The sequence below is a fragment of the Ruegeria sp. BC7 genome (assembly GCF_056539165.1).
In genome coordinates this window covers 439,946-457,409 of sequence record NZ_JBQFUL010000001.1, presented here as the reverse complement: position 1 = coordinate 457,409, position 17,464 = coordinate 439,946, and the positions used below count along the sequence as shown (strand labels likewise).

Sequence of the window (17,464 nt, the reverse complement as noted above, 5' to 3'; positions counted from 1 at the left end):
AACGCCGGGGGGTCAAGGGGATATGACAAATGCGCCGTCACGATCACTCGAACTCGATGATCACATCATCCACGGCGAGGCTGTCACCGGGGCCAGCATTGATCTTGGCGACCACGCCCTTTTTCTCGGCGCGCAGGATGTTTTCCATCTTCATCGCCTCGACGGTGCACAGCGCCTGACCTTCCTGCACCTCCTGCCCCACTTCGACATCGACCTTCACGATCAGGCCGGGCATCGGGCACAGCAGCATCTTCGAGGTATCGGGCGGCAGTTTCTCGGGCATCAGTTTTGCCAGCTCTGCCTGACGCGGACGGCGCACATGCACTTTCAGGTCTGCGCCCCGGTTTCGGATACGGAACCCGCCCGAGACTTTACCGACCTTCATGACCAGCGGATCACCGTCCACTTCGACCACCGCAAGCTGATCACCGGGCGTCCATTCAGAGGCGACGCGCAGGGTTGATCCGTCCTCGAACCGGACCGTCGCGCCGTCCTTGTCCGCGCCGACGCGAACCGCAAAATCCTGCCCTTGCAGCGATACAACCCAACGGTTGCCGACTTTGCGTTCGTGATTGTCCATACGGCCCGACACACGAGTCCGACGGATTTCAGCAACGCGGTACATGGCTGCGCAGGACGCCGCGATACGGCGCAGGTCGCCATCGGGCAGTTCGACACCCTCGAACCCGTCCGGATATTCCTCGGCGATGAATGCGGTGGTCATGTCGCCGCTGACGAACTTCGGGTGATCCATCACGGCAGACAGGAACGGCAGGTTGTGGCCGATGCCTTCAACCTCAAAGCTGTCCAGCGCCACGCGCATCGCCTCGATCGCGGCCTCACGGGTCGGTGCCCATGTACACAGCTTGGCGATCATCGGGTCGTAATACATGCTGATCTCACCGCCCTCATAGACGCCGGTGTCATTGCGCACTGCGGCCTCACCTTCGGGCGCATCGCCCTGCCATTTGCCGTTCACCAGCATAGGACCGGCGGCCGTTTCCATTGGCGGGCGATAGCGAGTCAGACGGCCGATCGAGGGTAGGAAGTTGCGATAGGGGTCCTCGGCATACAGACGGTTTTCAATCGCCCAGCCGGTCAGGGTCACGTCATCCTGCGTGATGGTCAATTTCTCACCAGCCGCCACGCGGATCATCTGTTCGACCAGATCGACACCGGTGATCAGCTCGGTCACAGGGTGTTCCACCTGCAGACGCGTGTTCATTTCCAGGAAGTAGAAATTCTTGTCGCCATCCACGATGAACTCCACCGTCCCGGCGCTCGCATAGTCCACGGCCTTGGCCAGCGCGACCGCCTGTTCGCCCATCGCCTTGCGGGTCTCGGGGTCAAGAAACGGCGACGGGGCCTCTTCCACCACCTTCTGGTTACGACGCTGGATCGAGCATTCACGCTCGCCCAGATAGATGCCGTTGCCGTGGCTGTCGCACAGAACCTGAATCTCGATATGGCGCGGCTGGGTCACGAATTTCTCGATGAAGATACGGTCGTCACCAAATGAGTTCGCGGCCTCGTTCTTGGACGACTGGAAGCCTTCGCGCGCCTCATCATCATTCCACGCGATCCGCATGCCTTTACCACCGCCACCAGCGCTGGCCTTGATCATGACCGGATAGCCGATTTCGTTTGAAATCTTGACCGCTTCGTCCGCGTCCTCGATCAGGCCCATATATCCGGGAACCGTCGAAACACCTGCGTCCTGCGCGATTTTTTTCGAGGTGATCTTGTCACCCATGCTTTCAATCGCACCAACCGGCGGGCCGACAAAAGCAACACCTTCAGCGTCTAGGGCCTCGGCAAACTTAGAGTTCTCAGACAGGAAACCATAGCCGGGGTGAACCGCCTGTGCACCGCTTTGACGGATCGCATCCATGACCTTGTCGATCACGATGTAGGACTGGTTCGCAGGCGGCGGCCCGATATGGACAGCTTCATCCGCCATCGACACATGCAATGCGTTCTTGTCCGCATCCGAGTAGATGGCGACGGTGCCAATACCCATTTTACGCGCGGTCTTGATGACCCGGCAGGCGATCTCGCCCCGGTTGGCGATCAGGATCTTGTTGAACATGGGACGTCCTTTGTCTTGGTGTTCTGGAAACGCAAAACGCCGCCGCAGGGCCTAAACCCCGCGACGGCGTGATGCGCGATGACGGTCGAGGCGACGCGCGCCCCGAAGATTACGTTAGTAGCAGTTTCTCTGTGTTTTACAGTAAAGCACGTTGCCGGCGGCACCGACTGCAGCCCCCACAAACGGGTCGGCGCTAAGGACGGCCGCGCCCAACGCGCCTGCGCCGCCGCCAAGCAGCGCCTGTTCGCCCGTGTTTTCGCCGCAAGCCGCAAGGCCCGCGCAGGTCGCCAGTACGAGAACGACTTTTGAAATTCGCATGATGTCTGCCCCTTCAGGTATTTAGATGCGTTCGGGGGCACATGTCGGATTCGCACCTTGTTATTCAATATCAGGCGGATCAAATTCGGAGTTTGCGCAGATTTATGCCGCTTTTTGCGCAATTCATGCGCAAAGAAAAACGCGGGCAGGGAATTGTGGGTCTCACAAGCCTGCCCGCGGAAGGAAGGGGTACGGAATAGTAGGTGCATGTGCGGCGCAGGCAAAGTAGAGCCGCACGGCCCATTCACCATGCACGGAGAGGTTGCGGCTGCAAACCGGGATTCACGACATACAATCTTTCCGGCTGGAATCTGCCCATCCGGGAAGGTCTCGCGCAGAAATGCGCCGACCGGCAACGACCCATATTCCACTGAATCCACCAGAAAATCCGCCCCGACACCGCGACGAACCTGCGATGATTTCCGGATTTCCACCCGGCCCGCTGATCTCATCGGACGGCGAGACGTGCGCTCGCAGTGATATGAGGCAGCGGCGCGCACGGTCAGCGAACTCCGTCGAAGATATCTGGAAAGGACAGTTTTGCGACATCAAGGTCTATCACCAGCAGCGCATCATAGCTGGCAGGGTCAAACGGATCCTCGGCTGGAATGACCTCACGCTCGAACAGCCAGCTCAGACGGCCAGCATCCAGGTTCCCTCGCTCGAACGGTTGATCCCCGAACTGGGCCCACAGCGCCTCAATGAAAGCAGCATCGGCGCGCCGGTCAGCAGGCTTGCGATCGCGGAACCGCTCACGTCGTGTCAAAGGCGTAACGCCCTTTGGGTTCGCCCGGCGAATTGTGAACTGATAGTCCGTTCCGGCCAGTCGTCCCGGAAAACCGCGATGTTTTAGCATGTTGTCACCTGGCCTGCGAAAAAACGAGATAAGATAAGAGAATTATGTCCACTGCAGGACGAAGCCATTTCGCGCACCTCCAAAGCCGCTGTGCTGTTCAGAAATGCTTTGACTGATTCAAGACTGTGTTTCACCGTCAAAGCCCCTCCCAGATACACTGCGACTGCTCCAGCCGGTAGGCTTCAAAAAACTGTGTGGCATCGGGGGACGCTCGACCGAATTCGGTGGGCCGATCAGACAAAGAGATAACAACCCGCGCCGGCACAAGTTCGTATTGTGCGACATAGGCAACTGCCAGCGTCTGGCACAAATGCTCCATATCCACCGAGGCGACATCGTAACCGATTCGCCCGACCTCGGCCCCGATCTTGGGCGCGACAAAACGAAAGCGCACCCACAGCTCACCCGGATTGGTGTCCAGCAGAACATCACTCAGGTGCACAGGCTGGCCAGAGGGAACAGGCAACAAAGCCTCAGAATCTGCGAACGTAAGGGAAGGCAATCCAAGCAAGATCAGAATAAAGGCGCGATCCCGGACCCGCCAAAGGCAGGCTCCTCTCTCCGGGATCGCGCGCGCATGGCTTGTGGCCCGCGCTTTCCAATTTCTGATAAACACATTCATTTAACAGCTTTGACCTCAAAGTCAAACTTGCCGCTAGGTAAGCCACCCCACCCGAATTCGCCTGAGGGCAGAATCCAGGTGGACCGGCTTGCTGACGGCGTTACAGCGGAATATTGTCGTGCTTTTTCCACGGGTTCTTCAGTTGCTTGTTCCGCAAACTTGCAAAGGCGCGGGATACACGACGGCGGGTAGACTGCGGCATGATCACCTCGTCAATGAAGCCGCGTTCAGCCGCCACGAAGGGGTTGGCGAAACGATCCTCATAGTCCTGCGTGTGCTGAGCGATCTTTTCCGCATCGCCAAGATCGGCGCGGTGGATAATCTCGGTCGCACCCTTGGCACCCATCACGGCAATCTCGGCCGTTGGCCACGCATAGTTGAAATCGCCGCGCAAATGCTTTGAGGCCATCACGTCGTAAGCCCCGCCATATGCCTTGCGGGTGATCACTGTGACTTTGGGTACAGTTGCTTCGCCATAAGCGAACAGCAGCTTTGCGCCGTGCTTAATGACACCGCCATATTCCTGTGACGTTCCGGGCAAGAAGCCCGGCACATCCACCAGCGTCAGGATCGGGATCTCGAAGCAATCACAGAAGCGCACAAACCTTGCCGCCTTGCGCGAGCTGTCGATGTCGAGACACCCGGCAAGAACCATAGGCTGGTTGGCCACAACGCCAACGGTCTGCCCCTCAAGCCGGATAAAGCCAGTGATGATATTCTTGGCGTAGTCTTCCTGAATTTCGTAGAAATCGCCCTCATCCGCCACCTTGGTGATGAGCTCTTTCATGTCATAGGGCGTGTTCGGATTGTCCGGTATCAGTGTATCCAGCGAGGTTTCCACACGGTTTGGCTCATCAAAAAACGGGCGAACCGGCGGTTTTTCACGGTTGTTGAGCGGCAGGAAGTCGACCAGACGGCGAACCTCGGCCAGAGCCTCGACGTCGTTCTCGAACGCGCCGTCCGCGACCGAGGACTTCTTGGTATGGGTGGACGCTCCGCCCAACTCCTCGGCCGTGACGACCTCATTGGTGACTGTTTTCACAACGTCCGGGCCAGTTACGAACATGTATGAGGTGTCTTTGACCATAAAGATAAAGTCGGTCATCGCAGGGCTGTAAACCGCGCCACCTGCGCACGGCCCCATGATCACGCTGATCTGAGGCACAACACCCGAGGCCATGATGTTGCGCTGAAACACCTCGGCGTACCCAGCCAGCGACGCCACGCCTTCCTGAATTCGCGCCCCGCCCGAGTCGTTGATCCCAATCACGGGGGCACCATTCTGGATCGCCATATCCATGATCTTGCAGATTTTCTGCGCGTGCGTTTCCGAAAGCGATCCGCCAAACACTGTAAAGTCCTGACTGAACACATAGACCATACGACCATTGATGGTTCCCCAACCGGTGACAACGCCGTCGCCCGCAGGCTTTTGGTTTTCCATCCCGAAATCGGTGCAGCGATGGCTGACGAACATATCGAACTCTTCAAAGCTGCCTTCGTCTACAAGCAGCTCAATCCGCTCGCGCGCAGTCAGCTTTCCACGTGCGTGCTGAGCGTCGATACGCCTTTGTCCACCCCCAAGCCGGGCGTCGTTGCGGCGGTCCTCAAGTTCGGTCAGGATGTCTTTCATGACGGTGATCCCCTATGAAATTTGGCGGGACATTATACGCATCACCCCCTGGACCAAAGCGACTTTCGGCAAATTTGCAAATCTTTGGCAATAATCTTATGGAAAATTGTAAATTTGCTAATCTCAGGCGGAAATCAGCAAGTCGGATGGTAATTGCAAACAGGCCCTTTATACACATGAACCATGCAGTTTAGCTCATCCCAGGCGCGACGCTCGCCCCCCTCAATTGCCACGCTTGTCTTACTGTCGGGGCTGTCTGCGCTTAGCCTGAACCTGTTCTTGCCCAGCTTGCCGAATATGGCCCTGTATTTCAATGCCGACTACAAGGTCATGCAACTGTCGATCGCCCTTTACCTTCTGGTCAACGCAGTCCTGCAAATTCTCATAGGTCCGATTGCGGACAAAGCCGGGCGCAGGCCCGTTCTTCTCTGGGGGCTTGTACTGTTTCTGCTTGCGACCCTCGGCAGCATCTACGCCCCGAATGTACAGGTCTTTTTGGCCTTCAGAATGTGCCAGGCGGTCATAGTTGTTGGGATGGTCCTAAGCCGGGCCGCGGTCCGCGACCTTTACGACCAGGACCAGGCCGCCTCGATGATCGGCTATGTCACGATGGGAATGGCCGTCGTCCCGATGATCGGGCCAGCCATCGGCGGAATGCTGGAGGAGAGCTTTGGATGGAAGGCAAACTTCTGGCTGCCCTTCGCGCTCGGCGTACTCACACTGCTGCTTATTTACATGGATTTTGGCGAAACAGCGGCCAAAAGCGGCAAGACATTGGGCCAACAATTCCGGGAATATCCCGAACTACTGATGTCCCCACGGTTCTGGGGCTATTCCCTGTCATCGGCGCTGTCATCCGGCGCGTTTTTTGCCTATCTGGGCGGCGCCCCGTTCATAGGCACAGAGTTGTTCGGCCTAAGTGCATCCGAAGTTGGCATATATTTCGGCGCCCCCGCGATCGGATACTTCGTGGGTAACTTCGTCAGCGGCCGCTACTCTGTCCGGTTTGGTATAAACCGTATGGTTCTGTGGGGATGTATATTGAACGCCACTGGCGTCGTACTGTCAGCACTAGTGTTCCTTGCCGGTCTCGGAACCGCCCTTAGCTTCTTTGGTTTCATGACATTCGTTGGCGTTGGAAACGGCATGACCATCCCGAACGCAACCTCTGGAGCTTTGTCCGTGCGCCCCCACCTCGCGGCCACGGCATCGGGTCTGAGCGGGGCAATCATGCTTGGCGGAGGCGCCGGGCTCAGCGCCCTAGCCGGAACGCTGCTAACCCACGAAACCGGTGCAATGCCCCTGCTATGGTTGATGCTGGCGACCGCGGTTCTGGCTGTATGCGCAATTGCCTCGGTTATACGGCGCGAGCGGGCCTTGGGCCTTTGACGCGACTTGCGCCCAAAGATTTGCAAAGTTAGCTTGGCGCAACGGAAAAGTTGCAAAGGCACGCGATGGCGACCCAAAAGCTGTACGCAGGAGCGAAACTGCGCGAAATGCGCACCCGACTGGCTCTGACTCAAAAGGAATTCGCAGCCAAGCTGGGCGTCTCCCTGCCCTATCTGAACCAGATGGAGAACAACAACCGTCCGATCTCGACAACGGTTGTCCTGGCGCTGGCGCAAGAGTTTGGCATGGACGTCACCGAGCTCAGCACCGGCGATAGCGAACGGCTGGTCTCTGACATGCGCGAAGCTCTGGCCGATCCCGTCTTTGATGACGCCATTCCCCCCCTTGCGGACTTGCGCCTTACGGCGTCGAATGCCCCTGCGCTGGCCCGCGCATTCATTGCTCTGCATCGCACCTACCGCCAAACCCACGAAAGGCTGGCGTCGCTGGACGAAGCGTTGGGCCGAGAGGACGCGCAAATTCAGGCAAGCCCGTGGGAAGAAGTGCGCGACTTCTTTCACTATTGCGACAATTATATCGACGCTGTCGATCGCGCAGCCGAGAGGTTCTCGAGCCGCGCTCAGGACGCCAGCAGCATACGCACAGCGGCAATAGACAGCCTTGGCCAACGCGGTATCCGCGTACAGTTCCCAGACATCGAAGCGACACGCAAATACGACGCGGACAGTAAAACGCTGTTCCTTTCGTCGCGGACTACGCCTCAGACACAGGTCTTTCAACTTCTGCTTCAAGTCGCGCTGATCGAACAGGATAAACTACTCGAAGCCACGCTGGATTTCGCCAAGTTTCAAAGCGAAGAAGCCCGATCCATCGCCAAGATCGGGTTGGCAAATTATTTTGCAGGCGCTTCACTGATGCCATACAGCGCGTTCCTGGCTGCGGCACAGGAATACCGGCACGATCTGGAACTGCTAAGCAACCGGTTCGGCGCATCAATTGAACAAGTCGCACACCGTCTCTCTACGCTGCAAAGACCCGGCGCCAAAGGAATTCCCTTTTTCTTTGTGCGCGTGGATCAAGCCGGGACGATCACCAAGCGTCACTCTGCAACACGCCTGCAATTCGCCCGGTTCGGAGGAGCTTGTCCCCTTTGGAATGTCCACCGCGCTTTTGAAACGCCGGGCCACTTCCTCAGGCAGCTTGCTGAAACCCCTGACGGTGTTCAATACATCTCATTGGCTCGGGACGTTTCCAAATCCGGCGGCTCTTTTGGGGCGCCGGTGCGCCGCTACGCCATTGCCCTTGGATGCGAAGTAAGACACGCCGAAGCGCTGGTTTACGCAGACAATCTGGATATAAACAACGACAGCGCCTATGAACCTATCGGCATCTCTTGCCGCATCTGCGAACGGCAGAACTGCCACCAGCGGTCGGTGCCGCCACTCGAAAGACGACTTTCCATAGACGCGCATACGCGCGGCACGCTGCCCTATGAAGTCACCTGATCTTCACCTGGCTTGAAAATATCCCGGGGGAGTCGCGGCCTGCCGCGACGGGGGCAGAGCCCCCGCCCTTCTTTCTCAGTCTTTAGACAAGATCGCCCAGATCTCGTCCTTCAAGGCCGCGCGCTTTTTGCGCAGCTCACCCTCAGCCAAATCTTCCATCGGCTCAATGTTCGTTTCCGCGCGATGCACAACGCGGTTGATCTCGTGATACTCCTCTGCCAGTCGCGCAAAATGAGCGTCCGTCTGCTTGAGCTGGCTCATCAGCTCGACTTTTTCCGGAAACTCTTCGGCCAGCTCGTGCGGGGTGTGGGACATTCCTGTTCGCTCCTTACATATGTCGTTGCGATTCAGGTCTATAAGTTTTTCCCACTCCCCTCTTTGACGCGGATCAAATCAGCGCTGCTCAGAAGCCCATTGAGGATGAATCCAAGGACGGTCATTCGCCTTGGGCAATGGATCTTTGCCCAACAGATAGTCCGACACCTTTTCCCCAACCATAATCGACGGGGCATTCAGATTTCCGTTCGTAATCTGAGGGAAAACCGAACTGTCCGCTACACGCAGCCCGCCTACACCGATCACTCGGCCTTCGGGGTCAACCACCGCCATCTTGTCGTCCGCGCGCCCCATCCGGCAAGTACCACAGGGGTGATACGCGCTTTCGGCGTGCTCAGCGATAAAGCCGTTCAATTCCTCATCAGTCTGAAGGCCCGCCCCGGGCTGGATTTCCTTTCCGGCAAACGGCTTAAATGCCTCCTGACCGAAAATCTCGCGCGTCAGCCGAATACAGGTGCGGAAGTCGTCCCAGTCCTGCTCGTGGCTCATGTAGTTGAATTGGATTACCGGCGCGTCCTCTGGCCGGTTTGAACGCAGCGTGACCGACCCGCGCGACGGAGACCGCATCGGCCCCACATGCGCTTGGAATCCGTGCCCCTCGGCCGCTGCCTGACCGTCATACCGCACGGCAATCGGCAGGAAATGGTACTGAATATCGGGGTACTCGACGCCCGGCTTCGACCGGATGAAGGCGGCGCTTTCAAACTGGTTCGACGCGCCCAGACCGGTTTTGGTGAACAACCATTGCGCCCCGATCAGACCTTTGCTGACCAGGTTCCAATGCTTGTAAAGCGTAATAGGCTTCAATGACGCCTGCTGGATATAAAGCTCAAGATGGTCCTGCAGGTTTGCCCCTACGCCCGGCCGGTCCGCAATGACTTCGATCCCATGCTCTGCCAGTTGCGCTGCGGGGCCGATGCCGGACAACATCAGCAGCTTGGGCGAGTTGATCGACGATGCCGCCAACACCACTTCGCGACGCGCACGGATGATTTCTTTCTTGCCGCCTCGGATCAGTTCGACCCCGGTTGCCCGTCCATCCTCGATCACGACCCTTGAGGCCAGACCACGCACGATGTCGCAGTTTTCCCGCTTGAGCGCAGGCTTCAGATAGGCATTGGCCGCCGACCAGCGCCGCCCTTTCCAGACGGTCTGCTCCATTGGGCCAAAGCCTTCCTGCTTTTCGCCGTTATAATCGCCTGTGACTTCGTAGCCCGCCTGCTGCCCCGCATCGACGAAAGCCTGAAAAAGCGGGTTCGCGCGCGGTCCGCGAGATACGTGCAGCGGACCATCCGTGCCGCGCCACGCGGTGTCTCCGCCGTGGCCGCCATCGTGCCATGTCTCCATACGTTTGTAATAAGGCAGCACATCTGCGTAGGACCACCCGTCAGCCCCCATCTCGGCCCATGTGTCGAAGTCGCGGGCGTGGCCGCGTACATAGACCATCCCGTTGATCGAAGACGACCCACCGATCACTTTACCGCGCGGACAAGCCAGACGGCGGTTGTTGAGATACTGCTCAGGTTCGGACTCATAGCCCCAGTCGTAGCGAGACATATTCATCGGATAGCTCAGCGCCGCTGGCATCTGGATGAAAGGTCCAACATCCGATCCGCCATGTTCGATCACCAGAACCGAGGCTCCGGCCTCGCTTAGTCGATATGCCATCGCGCAGCCTGCGGAACCTGCGCCGACGATGACGAAATCTGCTTCCATAATTACGACTCCTTGCCCCGCCGCGCCAATTCCCAAGGCTCCGGTCGGGAGTGTTCAAACGGTCAAAAGGTTATTCGCCGCGCGGGAAGCGCTGACTTTCCTCGACGATGTTCAGGTCCATGTGGTTGCGCATGTAGCGCTCGGATGCCTTTTGCAGCGGCTGGTAATCCCACGGGTAATAGCCCCCCTGCCGCAGCGCCTCGTACACAACCCAACGGCGGGCCTGGCTTGCACGGACGTCCGCGTCAAAGCGGTCCAGATCCCAGCGTGCCTCGGACTTGGCACGCAGAGTTTGCAGGGTGCCTGCGTGCTCGGGCTTGTCCGCGAGGTTCTCCAACTCGCGCGGGTCGGCCTCAACGTCGAAAAGCTGGTCAGGGTCCAGCGCACAGCGGTTATACTTCCACTTGCCATAGCGCAGCGAAACCAGCGGGGCATAAGACGCCTCGGCCGCGTATTCCATTGCAACAGGGGCGGTGCGTTCAGCACCCTTGGCCAGTGGCACAAGGTCCGACCCATCGGTCCACGGCGCGATCTCGGCCATATCGACACCTGCCAACGCGCCCAGCGTAGGAGTCACGTCGATGGTTGAAACAGGCGTATCAATTCGCCCCACCGGAAGGTCGGGGGCTGAAATCATAAGCGGCACACGCGATGAGCCTTCAAAGAAGGTCATCTTGAACCACAAACCCCGTTCGCCCAGCATGTCGCCGTGATCGGATACGAACAGGATAATTGCCTCTTGGCGGGTCGTTTCCAGCACCTCGAGAATCTCGCCGATTTTATCGTCAAGATACGAGATATTCGCGAAATAAGCGCGCCGTGACTTGCGTATGTCTTCCTCGGTGATGTCAAAACTGCGCCAGTCGTTTGCATCAAAAATCCGTTTGGAGTGCGTATCTTGATTGTCGTAGCCGAGGTCGGCGACCTCTGGCAGCAGATGCTCGCAATCTTCGTACAGGTCCCAGTATTTGCGTCGCGCCACATAGGGATCGTGCGGGTGGGTAAAACTGACGGTCACGCACCAAGGACGCTCATCCTTGCCGCGCGCCAGATCATACAGCTTGGCCTTGGCGTTGTAGGCTACCTCGTCGTCATACTCCATCTGGTTCGAGATTTCAGCCACGCCCGCGCCCGTCACCGAGCCCATGTTGTGATACCACCAGTCGATCCGCTCACCCGGTTTGCGATAATCCGGGGTCCAGCCGAAATCGGCCGGGTAGATATCGGTGGTCAGGCGGTCCTCGAACCCGTGCAGCTGATCAGGCCCGACGAAATGCATCTTGCCAGACAGACAGGTGTAATACCCAGCCCGGCGCAGATGATGCGCGTAGGTCGGGATGTCGCTGCGGAACTCAGCCGCGTTGTCGTAAACGCCTGTCCGAGAGGGCAACTGGCCAGACATGAAACTGGCCCGCCCCGGCGCGCACAAAGGCGAGGCCGTATAGGCATTGGCAAATCGAGTTGACCGCTCGGCCAGCTTTTTTAGGTTCGGAGCATGAAGCCAGTCAGCGGGACCGTCTGGAAAGAGGGTCCCGTTCAACTGATCCACCATCAGGATCAGAATGTTTGGTTGTGTCATTTTTCAGCCTCAAGGAAGGTGTTGAGCACCCGGATGGCGTGATTGACGGCCAGTTGCGGCTCTTCCGGGGCGCTCAGCGCGGCACGGATGTAAAGCCCGTCAATCAGAGCAATCATGTTTTCAGCCGCCTCGACAGGATCAGCAAGCACGGGACGCAGGGCGAAAATCAGGTTCGACCGGATACGCGACTGATAGATTTGCCAAAGGCGCAGCGCATCGTCGTTTGTCTGGGCCAGCACATAAAAGGTCATCCACGCGGCAATCACGTCCGGCGTGAAGCAAGACGGCGCAAAACATGACCTGATGATGGCCTGCGCGCGTTCATTCGGGGCAGCAGCCTTAAGCTCATCGCGGGCCTCGGCCCCGAAGTCTGACAGGATGCGACGCATGGCAGCCAGAAAAATCTGGTCTTTCCCACCGAAATAGTGATGCGCCAACGCACTGGACATCCCGGCGCGTTTTGCGATCTGGCTGACGGTCACGTCGAGAGATTTTTTCGCCCCAAGCTCGGCGATCGTTGCCTTAACAATCGCGTCACGACGGATTGGCTCCATTCCGAGTTTCGGCATCACGACCCCTCACCTGCTACTGGTGCAAAAACGCTAGGGGGTTTTTATTGACTCGTCAATCAATAACGTTTTCTGGCGTGCGAAACAGCTAAAGTTTGGGGGCGATACTGGGGGTCGTCAAGCTGCTTCGGTTCAGTACAGCTTCGCGCCATGCGATAAAACTGACCGCTGAAAGAATCAGAGTGCCGCCTGTAACAACCCAGATGTCCACGCTTTCGTGGAACACCAGCGCTCCAACCAGTGTGGCCCAGATCAACTGTAGGAAGGTGACCGGCTGCGTGACGGCCACCGGCGCAGCCTGCAGCGCGAGGGTCATGAAATAGTGGCCCAGCGTTGCGAAACTGGCGACGAGGAACAGAATTGCCAGATCATACACACTGAGCGGTTCCCAGACCGCAGCAGCGAAAGGAACAAGCGCAACCGTTACCCAGATCGACATATGAGCAACCACAACAGACGGCGGCAAATCCCGCACAAGGGTCTTGGCCAAAAGATATGAGGCTCCCAGCAACAGTGAAGTAAACAGCATCGTCAAATGCCCGGCTGATATTTCGCGGAACCCGGGTCGCAGGACGATGGCAACCCCTATCAAAGCAACGCAAATCGCCGCTATTCGGCGAAACGCCAGCTTTTCGCCCAGAAACAGCGCCGCGCCCAGAGTGATGTAGACCGGGGTCATGTAGTTCATCGCTGTAACCTCGGCCAAGGGAATCTGGGTCATCGAAAAGAACCACAGCATGACCGCGACAGCGTGAACGCCTCCGCGCACTCCGAACAGAACCAGGTGCCTGCGGGTTAAATGAGTCGTTACGATCAGCCGCAGCGCAGGCAGCAAAAAGATCAGCCCAAACGCGAACCTCAAAAACGCCGCTTGAATGGGATGCACGGTTGATCCCAGCGACTTGACCAGCGCTGTCATAACGACAAACGACAACCCGGCGGCAAACATCCAGAACATGCCCGCGACGGGGCGATAGGGGGCGGCTAAAGTTGACATGTTAACGGTTCAACACCGAATTGCCGGCGGGGACAAGCCGTTACATCGCCAAAAGCTTTGCCGCGATCGCCAGCATGACCACCCCAATCACCACGTCCAGCGCCTGCCACGCCCTTGGTCGGGCAAATATCGGCGACAACGCTTTTGCGCCGAATCCCAGAGAAAAGAAGAACACGAAACTGGAAAGCATCGCCCCCAATGCAAATGCCAACCGGTCCTCGTACTGAGCGGAAATTGAGCCGATCAGCACCACGGTATCCAGATAGACGTGCGGATTAAGCCAGGTAAACGCGAGTACCGTAGCCAGAACCGATCTCAGGCTTGCGCTGCGGCCCTTATCGACCTGCATCGCGGCTCCGCCCTTCCAAGCCGAGTTCAAGCTGCGCAGCCCGTACCATGTCAGAAAAAGCGCGCCGCCATAGCGCATGAGCGTTTCAAACCAAGGCGCTGCCTGCGCCAAAGTCCCGAACCCGGCAACCCCCGCTGCGATCAAGACAGCGTCCGAGACCGCGCAGGTCAGGCACACAGGAAACACGTGCTGCTGCCGCAAGCCCTGACGCAGGACAAAGGCATTCTGCGCACCGATGGCAAGGATCAGACTAAAGCCAAGCGCAAAGCCAGCGATCAGGGATGTGGACATGGAACCTCCTGCATTTGTCACGTTGACTACGCCCAACACAGCGCCCTATCAAATTAAAGATGTTGACCTCAGTTAAGTTTGGCTAATGATACTCGACCCCAATCACCTGACCGCTTTGTCCGCCATTCTGCGTCACGGCAGCTTTGAGGCGGCGGCCTCGGACCTTTCGGTAACGCCGTCAGCCATTTCGCAGCGTATCAAAGCACTGGAGGATCGCGTCGGTGCGGCCCTGATCAATCGCGGCACACCTTGCACTGCAACGCCTGCGGGCCTGCGTATTGCGCAACATGCCGAAGATATCGGTTTGCTAGAGGCAAAACTTGCCCGCGAACTGACGCTGGATCAAAACTCTGGTCCGGCACGGGTTCGTATTGCCGTGCCCGCAGACAGTCTTGCGACGTGGTTCATCTCGGCAATGGCAGAAGCTGAGGGTCTGCTTTTTGATCTGGTCATCGACGATCAGGACTATTCGGCCGAATGGCTACGGCGCGGAGAAGTCAGCGCGGCAATAACCGTTGGAGGGCAACCTGTTGCGGGGTGCGATTCCGTTGCTATTGGCGCATTAAGGTATCTGCCCACGGCCAGCCCGGAATTCCTGCGTGAATGGTTCCCGGACGGAGTCAACGAAACCAGCCTGAGCCGCGCGCCATGCCTGACCTTCAACCGCAAGGACGGCCTGCAAAAAGCATGGATTGCGCAGCAGACAGGCCGCCGAATTTCGCCGCCTTCTCACTTTTTGCCTTCGTCGCAGGGGTTCGTGGACGCAGCGATCGCCGGACTGGGTTGGGGTATGAACCCGGTCGGCTTGGTCGAGCCTGCCTTGTCAGACGGCAGGCTAGGCGTCCTCGTACCTGACGCACCGCTGGATGTCCCGCTTACGTGGCAGGTCGGGCGTATTCTGGCCCCCGCGTTGAAACCATTGACCACCGCAGTTCTTGGATGTGCTGAAAGCGCGCTGCTGCCCGTCAGCGAAGGCGATGGTTAGGACTGAACCGCTGCCTTGTCCTGGGGGATGGCAACACGGAAACACGCGATGGCTGCGAACAGGCTGACGATCACGATAAACAAGATCGCCCAGGCTACTTCGTGCATATGGGCGACCCCAGCTAGGGCGGCCGAAAGGATAACCCCGGATATTCGACAGATGCTCTTGATCGCGGCGGCGCCTTTCACCCGCTGATCCTTGGGCGCAACATCAAGAAAATAAAGCTTGCGCGCGCCACTGATGCCCGTAACGGCCACGGTAACAATGAACAGAGCAACGGCGTGCAAGTGAACGTCGTGATCCATCCCCAAATAGTGGACAGACAAAAGCGCGGCACCGGTCAGTGCCACCAACAGATTTCCCGCCACCATGACGGTGCGATGCGATTTCATGTTCACCAGCTGCCACAACGGGGCCGATACTAGGTAGCCCGAAGCCGATGAGACGATCATTGCGGTCAAGCCCTTGGCGGACGTGTGATGCGCCTCGGCTGCGATCAAGGCGAAGAACGGGACAGAAAGGGAAACCGCGACAAGAGGCAAGCGCATGACAAGATAGCGGCGGAACCACGCCTCACCGAACATCGCAGCAATATCCGTGAAATTCTCAATGAACTTCCTCCGGTGTGCTGGCTTTTCTTCGTCGACTTCCTCGCGGATGGAATCGCCCTCGGCCATTGCCAGAATGGACAGGCCAGACAGGACAAAGAAAGCAACCGATACGGCGATGATCGCTGAGTGACGCGAAAATGGCGAGTTTTCCTTCGTGACCTCGTGCACCAGCAGCGCCAGCCCTATGGCGCCCAACCCTCCGACGCCAAGCTGCAGATAGTGCATGACCATCCGGGACTTGGACTGCAGATGGTCGCCCAGAAGATCCGTGTACATCAGCGACTGAATTTCTTCGATCAGGCCGATCAGAAAGAACGCTGAAACAAAGGCCAAGGCAATCAACGGAACAATACCTGTCGCGGCGATCGCCAGCGCCATGACAAGACACGCCCCGATTGCGATTTCCGTCATGGCAATGCCACGCTTTTTGCGTTGCCGCGCAGAAATCGGCTGCGCCAGGAACACGTCGGAAATCATACTGCCACACATCCGCACCGAAACCAGCGCACCCGCGACAAACATCGGCAGTTCCAGCGAGACCGCCAGAAACGGTAAAACGATGGAAGGGCTGCCCAAGGTCCACGCCACCTGAGACAAAATACTCTGCCCGGCCAGAACAGGTATGTTTCTTTTCGCGGCGTCCGAGGGGCTTTTCGTCATGCACTCGTTCGTGTGAAGACCCCGAGCGGCCTTGGAAATCCGCCTTGGGATGATTGCGTTTCAACGCAGCTTACCGGGTATGGCGCAACCGGCCAAGCAAACAAAAAACCCGGCCAAAGGCCGGGTTCTTGAAAGGTCTTGCAGGTCGGATCAGAGCTGAGCCATGACCTCGTCCGATGCCTCGAAATTGGTTGTTACGCGCTGTACGTCATCGTCGTCTTCAAGCGCATCCACCAGCTTCATCAGCTTTTGCATGTCGTCCAGACCCAGCTCGGTGGTCGTGGTGGGTTTCCAGACCAGCTTGGTCGACTCGGTCTCGCCCAGTGCGGCTTCCAATGCGTTGGACACGTCATTCAGATCGGTATCGGCGCACCAGATGATGTGACCCTCGTCCGAGCTTTCGACATCTTCGGCACCCGCCTCGATCGCTGCTTCAAACACGGTATCAGCGTCGCCTACGGTCGCGGGGTAAACAACTTCGCCCTTGCGTTCAAACATGAACCCGACCGAGCCGGTCTCGCCAAGGTTTCCGCCATTCTTCGAGAAGGTCGAGCGCACGGTCGACGCGGTCCGGTTCCGGTTGTCGGTCATCGTCTCGACGATCACGGCCACACCGTTCGGGCCATAGCCCTCGTACCGGATTTCTTCGTACTCGTCGCCTTCACCTGCGACAGATTTCTTGATCGCGCGGTCGATCACGTCCTTGGGGACCGAGTTCGACTTGGCTTCTTTAACGGCCAGACGCAGGCGCGGGTTCTTGTCGGGATCGGGGTCGCCCATCTTTGCGGCGACGGTGATCTCTTTCGACAGCTTGGAAAACAGTTTGGACCGCGCGGCGTCCTGACGTCCCTTGCGGTGCTGGATATTGGCCCATTTGGAGTGGCCTGCCATGATGCGTCCTCGTGATAGTGATTGCGTATTCGGCGCTCATATAGACGTTTGCGGGCCTCGGGATCAAGAGAGCGGCTTGCGGGGTGGTCCCTTGCGGGTATGGTGTC

Annotated in this window: 16 protein-coding genes; 3 read left to right on the top strand and 13 right to left on the bottom strand. The window is 58.2% G+C overall.

The annotated features are described in order from the left end of the window. Positions 1 to 43: 43 nt before the first annotated feature. From ACR0KS_RS02075 to ACR0KS_RS02055, 5 genes are all read right to left on the bottom strand, one after another. Complete coding sequence (locus tag ACR0KS_RS02075) at positions 44 to 2,089, bottom strand: acetyl-CoA carboxylase biotin carboxylase subunit (RefSeq protein WP_170562121.1); 2,046 nt, start codon at positions 2,087 to 2,089, stop codon at positions 44 to 46. 114 nt (positions 2,090 to 2,203) lie between these two features. Then, positions 2,204 to 2,407, bottom strand: a complete 204-nt coding sequence (locus ACR0KS_RS02070; protein WP_170384500.1) for a hypothetical protein — start codon at positions 2,405 to 2,407, stop codon at positions 2,204 to 2,206. Positions 2,408 to 2,909: 502 nt separating this feature from the next. Then, on the bottom strand, positions 2,910 to 3,263 hold the full coding sequence (locus tag ACR0KS_RS02065; RefSeq protein ID WP_170562118.1) for a hypothetical protein: 354 nt from the start codon (positions 3,261 to 3,263) through the stop codon (positions 2,910 to 2,912). Between the two features lie 136 nt (positions 3,264 to 3,399). Next, positions 3,400 to 3,885, bottom strand: a complete 486-nt coding sequence (locus ACR0KS_RS02060) for a DUF6497 family protein (protein ID WP_480693096.1) — start codon at positions 3,883 to 3,885, stop codon at positions 3,400 to 3,402. A gap of 100 nt (positions 3,886 to 3,985) precedes the next feature. Then, positions 3,986 to 5,518: an acyl-CoA carboxylase subunit beta gene (locus ACR0KS_RS02055; protein ID WP_170411133.1), complete on the bottom strand. Its 1,533-nt coding sequence runs from the start codon at positions 5,516 to 5,518 to the stop codon at positions 3,986 to 3,988. Between the two features lie 183 nt (positions 5,519 to 5,701). Between ACR0KS_RS02055 and ACR0KS_RS02050 the strand changes: the two genes are divergently transcribed. Together ACR0KS_RS02050 and ACR0KS_RS02045 are read left to right on the top strand one after the other, a co-directional pair. Then, complete coding sequence (locus ACR0KS_RS02050; protein ID WP_170562115.1) at positions 5,702 to 6,907, top strand: multidrug effflux MFS transporter; 1,206 nt, start codon at positions 5,702 to 5,704, stop codon at positions 6,905 to 6,907. A gap of 65 nt (positions 6,908 to 6,972) precedes the next feature. Next, entirely contained in the window at positions 6,973 to 8,373 is a 1,401-nt protein-coding gene (locus ACR0KS_RS02045) for a helix-turn-helix transcriptional regulator (RefSeq protein WP_170384510.1), read from the top strand. 75 nt (positions 8,374 to 8,448) lie between these two features. Here ACR0KS_RS02045 and ACR0KS_RS02040 read toward each other — a convergent pair whose 3' ends face one another. The 6 genes from ACR0KS_RS02040 to lysE form a co-directional block, all read right to left on the bottom strand. Next, entirely contained in the window at positions 8,449 to 8,688 is a 240-nt protein-coding gene (locus ACR0KS_RS02040) for an HP1242/YdcH family protein (RefSeq protein WP_170384512.1), read from the bottom strand. A 78-nt stretch (positions 8,689 to 8,766) separates the two neighbouring features. After that, complete coding sequence (betA, locus tag ACR0KS_RS02035) at positions 8,767 to 10,425, bottom strand: choline dehydrogenase (RefSeq protein WP_170562112.1); 1,659 nt, start codon at positions 10,423 to 10,425, stop codon at positions 8,767 to 8,769. Positions 10,426 to 10,495: 70 nt separating this feature from the next. Continuing rightward, the gene (betC, locus tag ACR0KS_RS02030; RefSeq protein WP_170562109.1) at positions 10,496 to 12,004 is read right to left on the bottom strand and encodes a choline-sulfatase; all 1,509 of its coding nucleotides are present in this window, start codon (positions 12,002 to 12,004) and stop codon (positions 10,496 to 10,498) included. Beyond that, positions 12,001 to 12,573 carry a choline-binding transcriptional repressor BetI gene (betI, locus tag ACR0KS_RS02025; protein WP_170562106.1) on the bottom strand — a complete coding sequence of 191 codons (573 nt, stop codon included), beginning with the start codon at positions 12,571 to 12,573 and terminating at the stop codon, positions 12,001 to 12,003. Before betI ends, betC begins: the two co-directional genes overlap by 4 nt. 88 nt (positions 12,574 to 12,661) lie before the next feature. Continuing rightward, positions 12,662 to 13,570: a DMT family transporter gene (locus tag ACR0KS_RS02020; RefSeq protein ID WP_170562103.1), complete on the bottom strand. Its 909-nt coding sequence runs from the start codon at positions 13,568 to 13,570 to the stop codon at positions 12,662 to 12,664. A 40-nt stretch (positions 13,571 to 13,610) separates the two neighbouring features. Continuing rightward, positions 13,611 to 14,210, bottom strand: coding sequence for an L-lysine exporter (lysE, locus tag ACR0KS_RS02015; protein ID WP_170562100.1), 600 nt, complete (start codon positions 14,208 to 14,210; stop codon positions 13,611 to 13,613). Between the two features lie 85 nt (positions 14,211 to 14,295). Between lysE and ACR0KS_RS02010 the strand changes: the two genes are divergently transcribed. After that, the gene (locus ACR0KS_RS02010; protein WP_170562097.1) at positions 14,296 to 15,195 is read left to right on the top strand and encodes a LysR family transcriptional regulator ArgP; all 900 of its coding nucleotides are present in this window, start codon (positions 14,296 to 14,298) and stop codon (positions 15,193 to 15,195) included. Here the strand turns inward: ACR0KS_RS02010 and ACR0KS_RS02005 are convergent. Both ACR0KS_RS02005 and ACR0KS_RS02000 read right to left on the bottom strand, forming a co-directional pair. Beyond that, positions 15,192 to 16,466: an MFS transporter gene (locus ACR0KS_RS02005; RefSeq protein ID WP_170562094.1), complete on the bottom strand. Its 1,275-nt coding sequence runs from the start codon at positions 16,464 to 16,466 to the stop codon at positions 15,192 to 15,194. The two genes, ACR0KS_RS02010 and ACR0KS_RS02005, sit on opposite strands and share 4 nt — an antisense overlap. A 150-nt stretch (positions 16,467 to 16,616) precedes the next feature. Beyond that, complete coding sequence (locus ACR0KS_RS02000; protein WP_170411159.1) at positions 16,617 to 17,357, bottom strand: YebC/PmpR family DNA-binding transcriptional regulator; 741 nt, start codon at positions 17,355 to 17,357, stop codon at positions 16,617 to 16,619. Between the last annotated feature and the right edge of the window lie 107 nt (positions 17,358 to 17,464).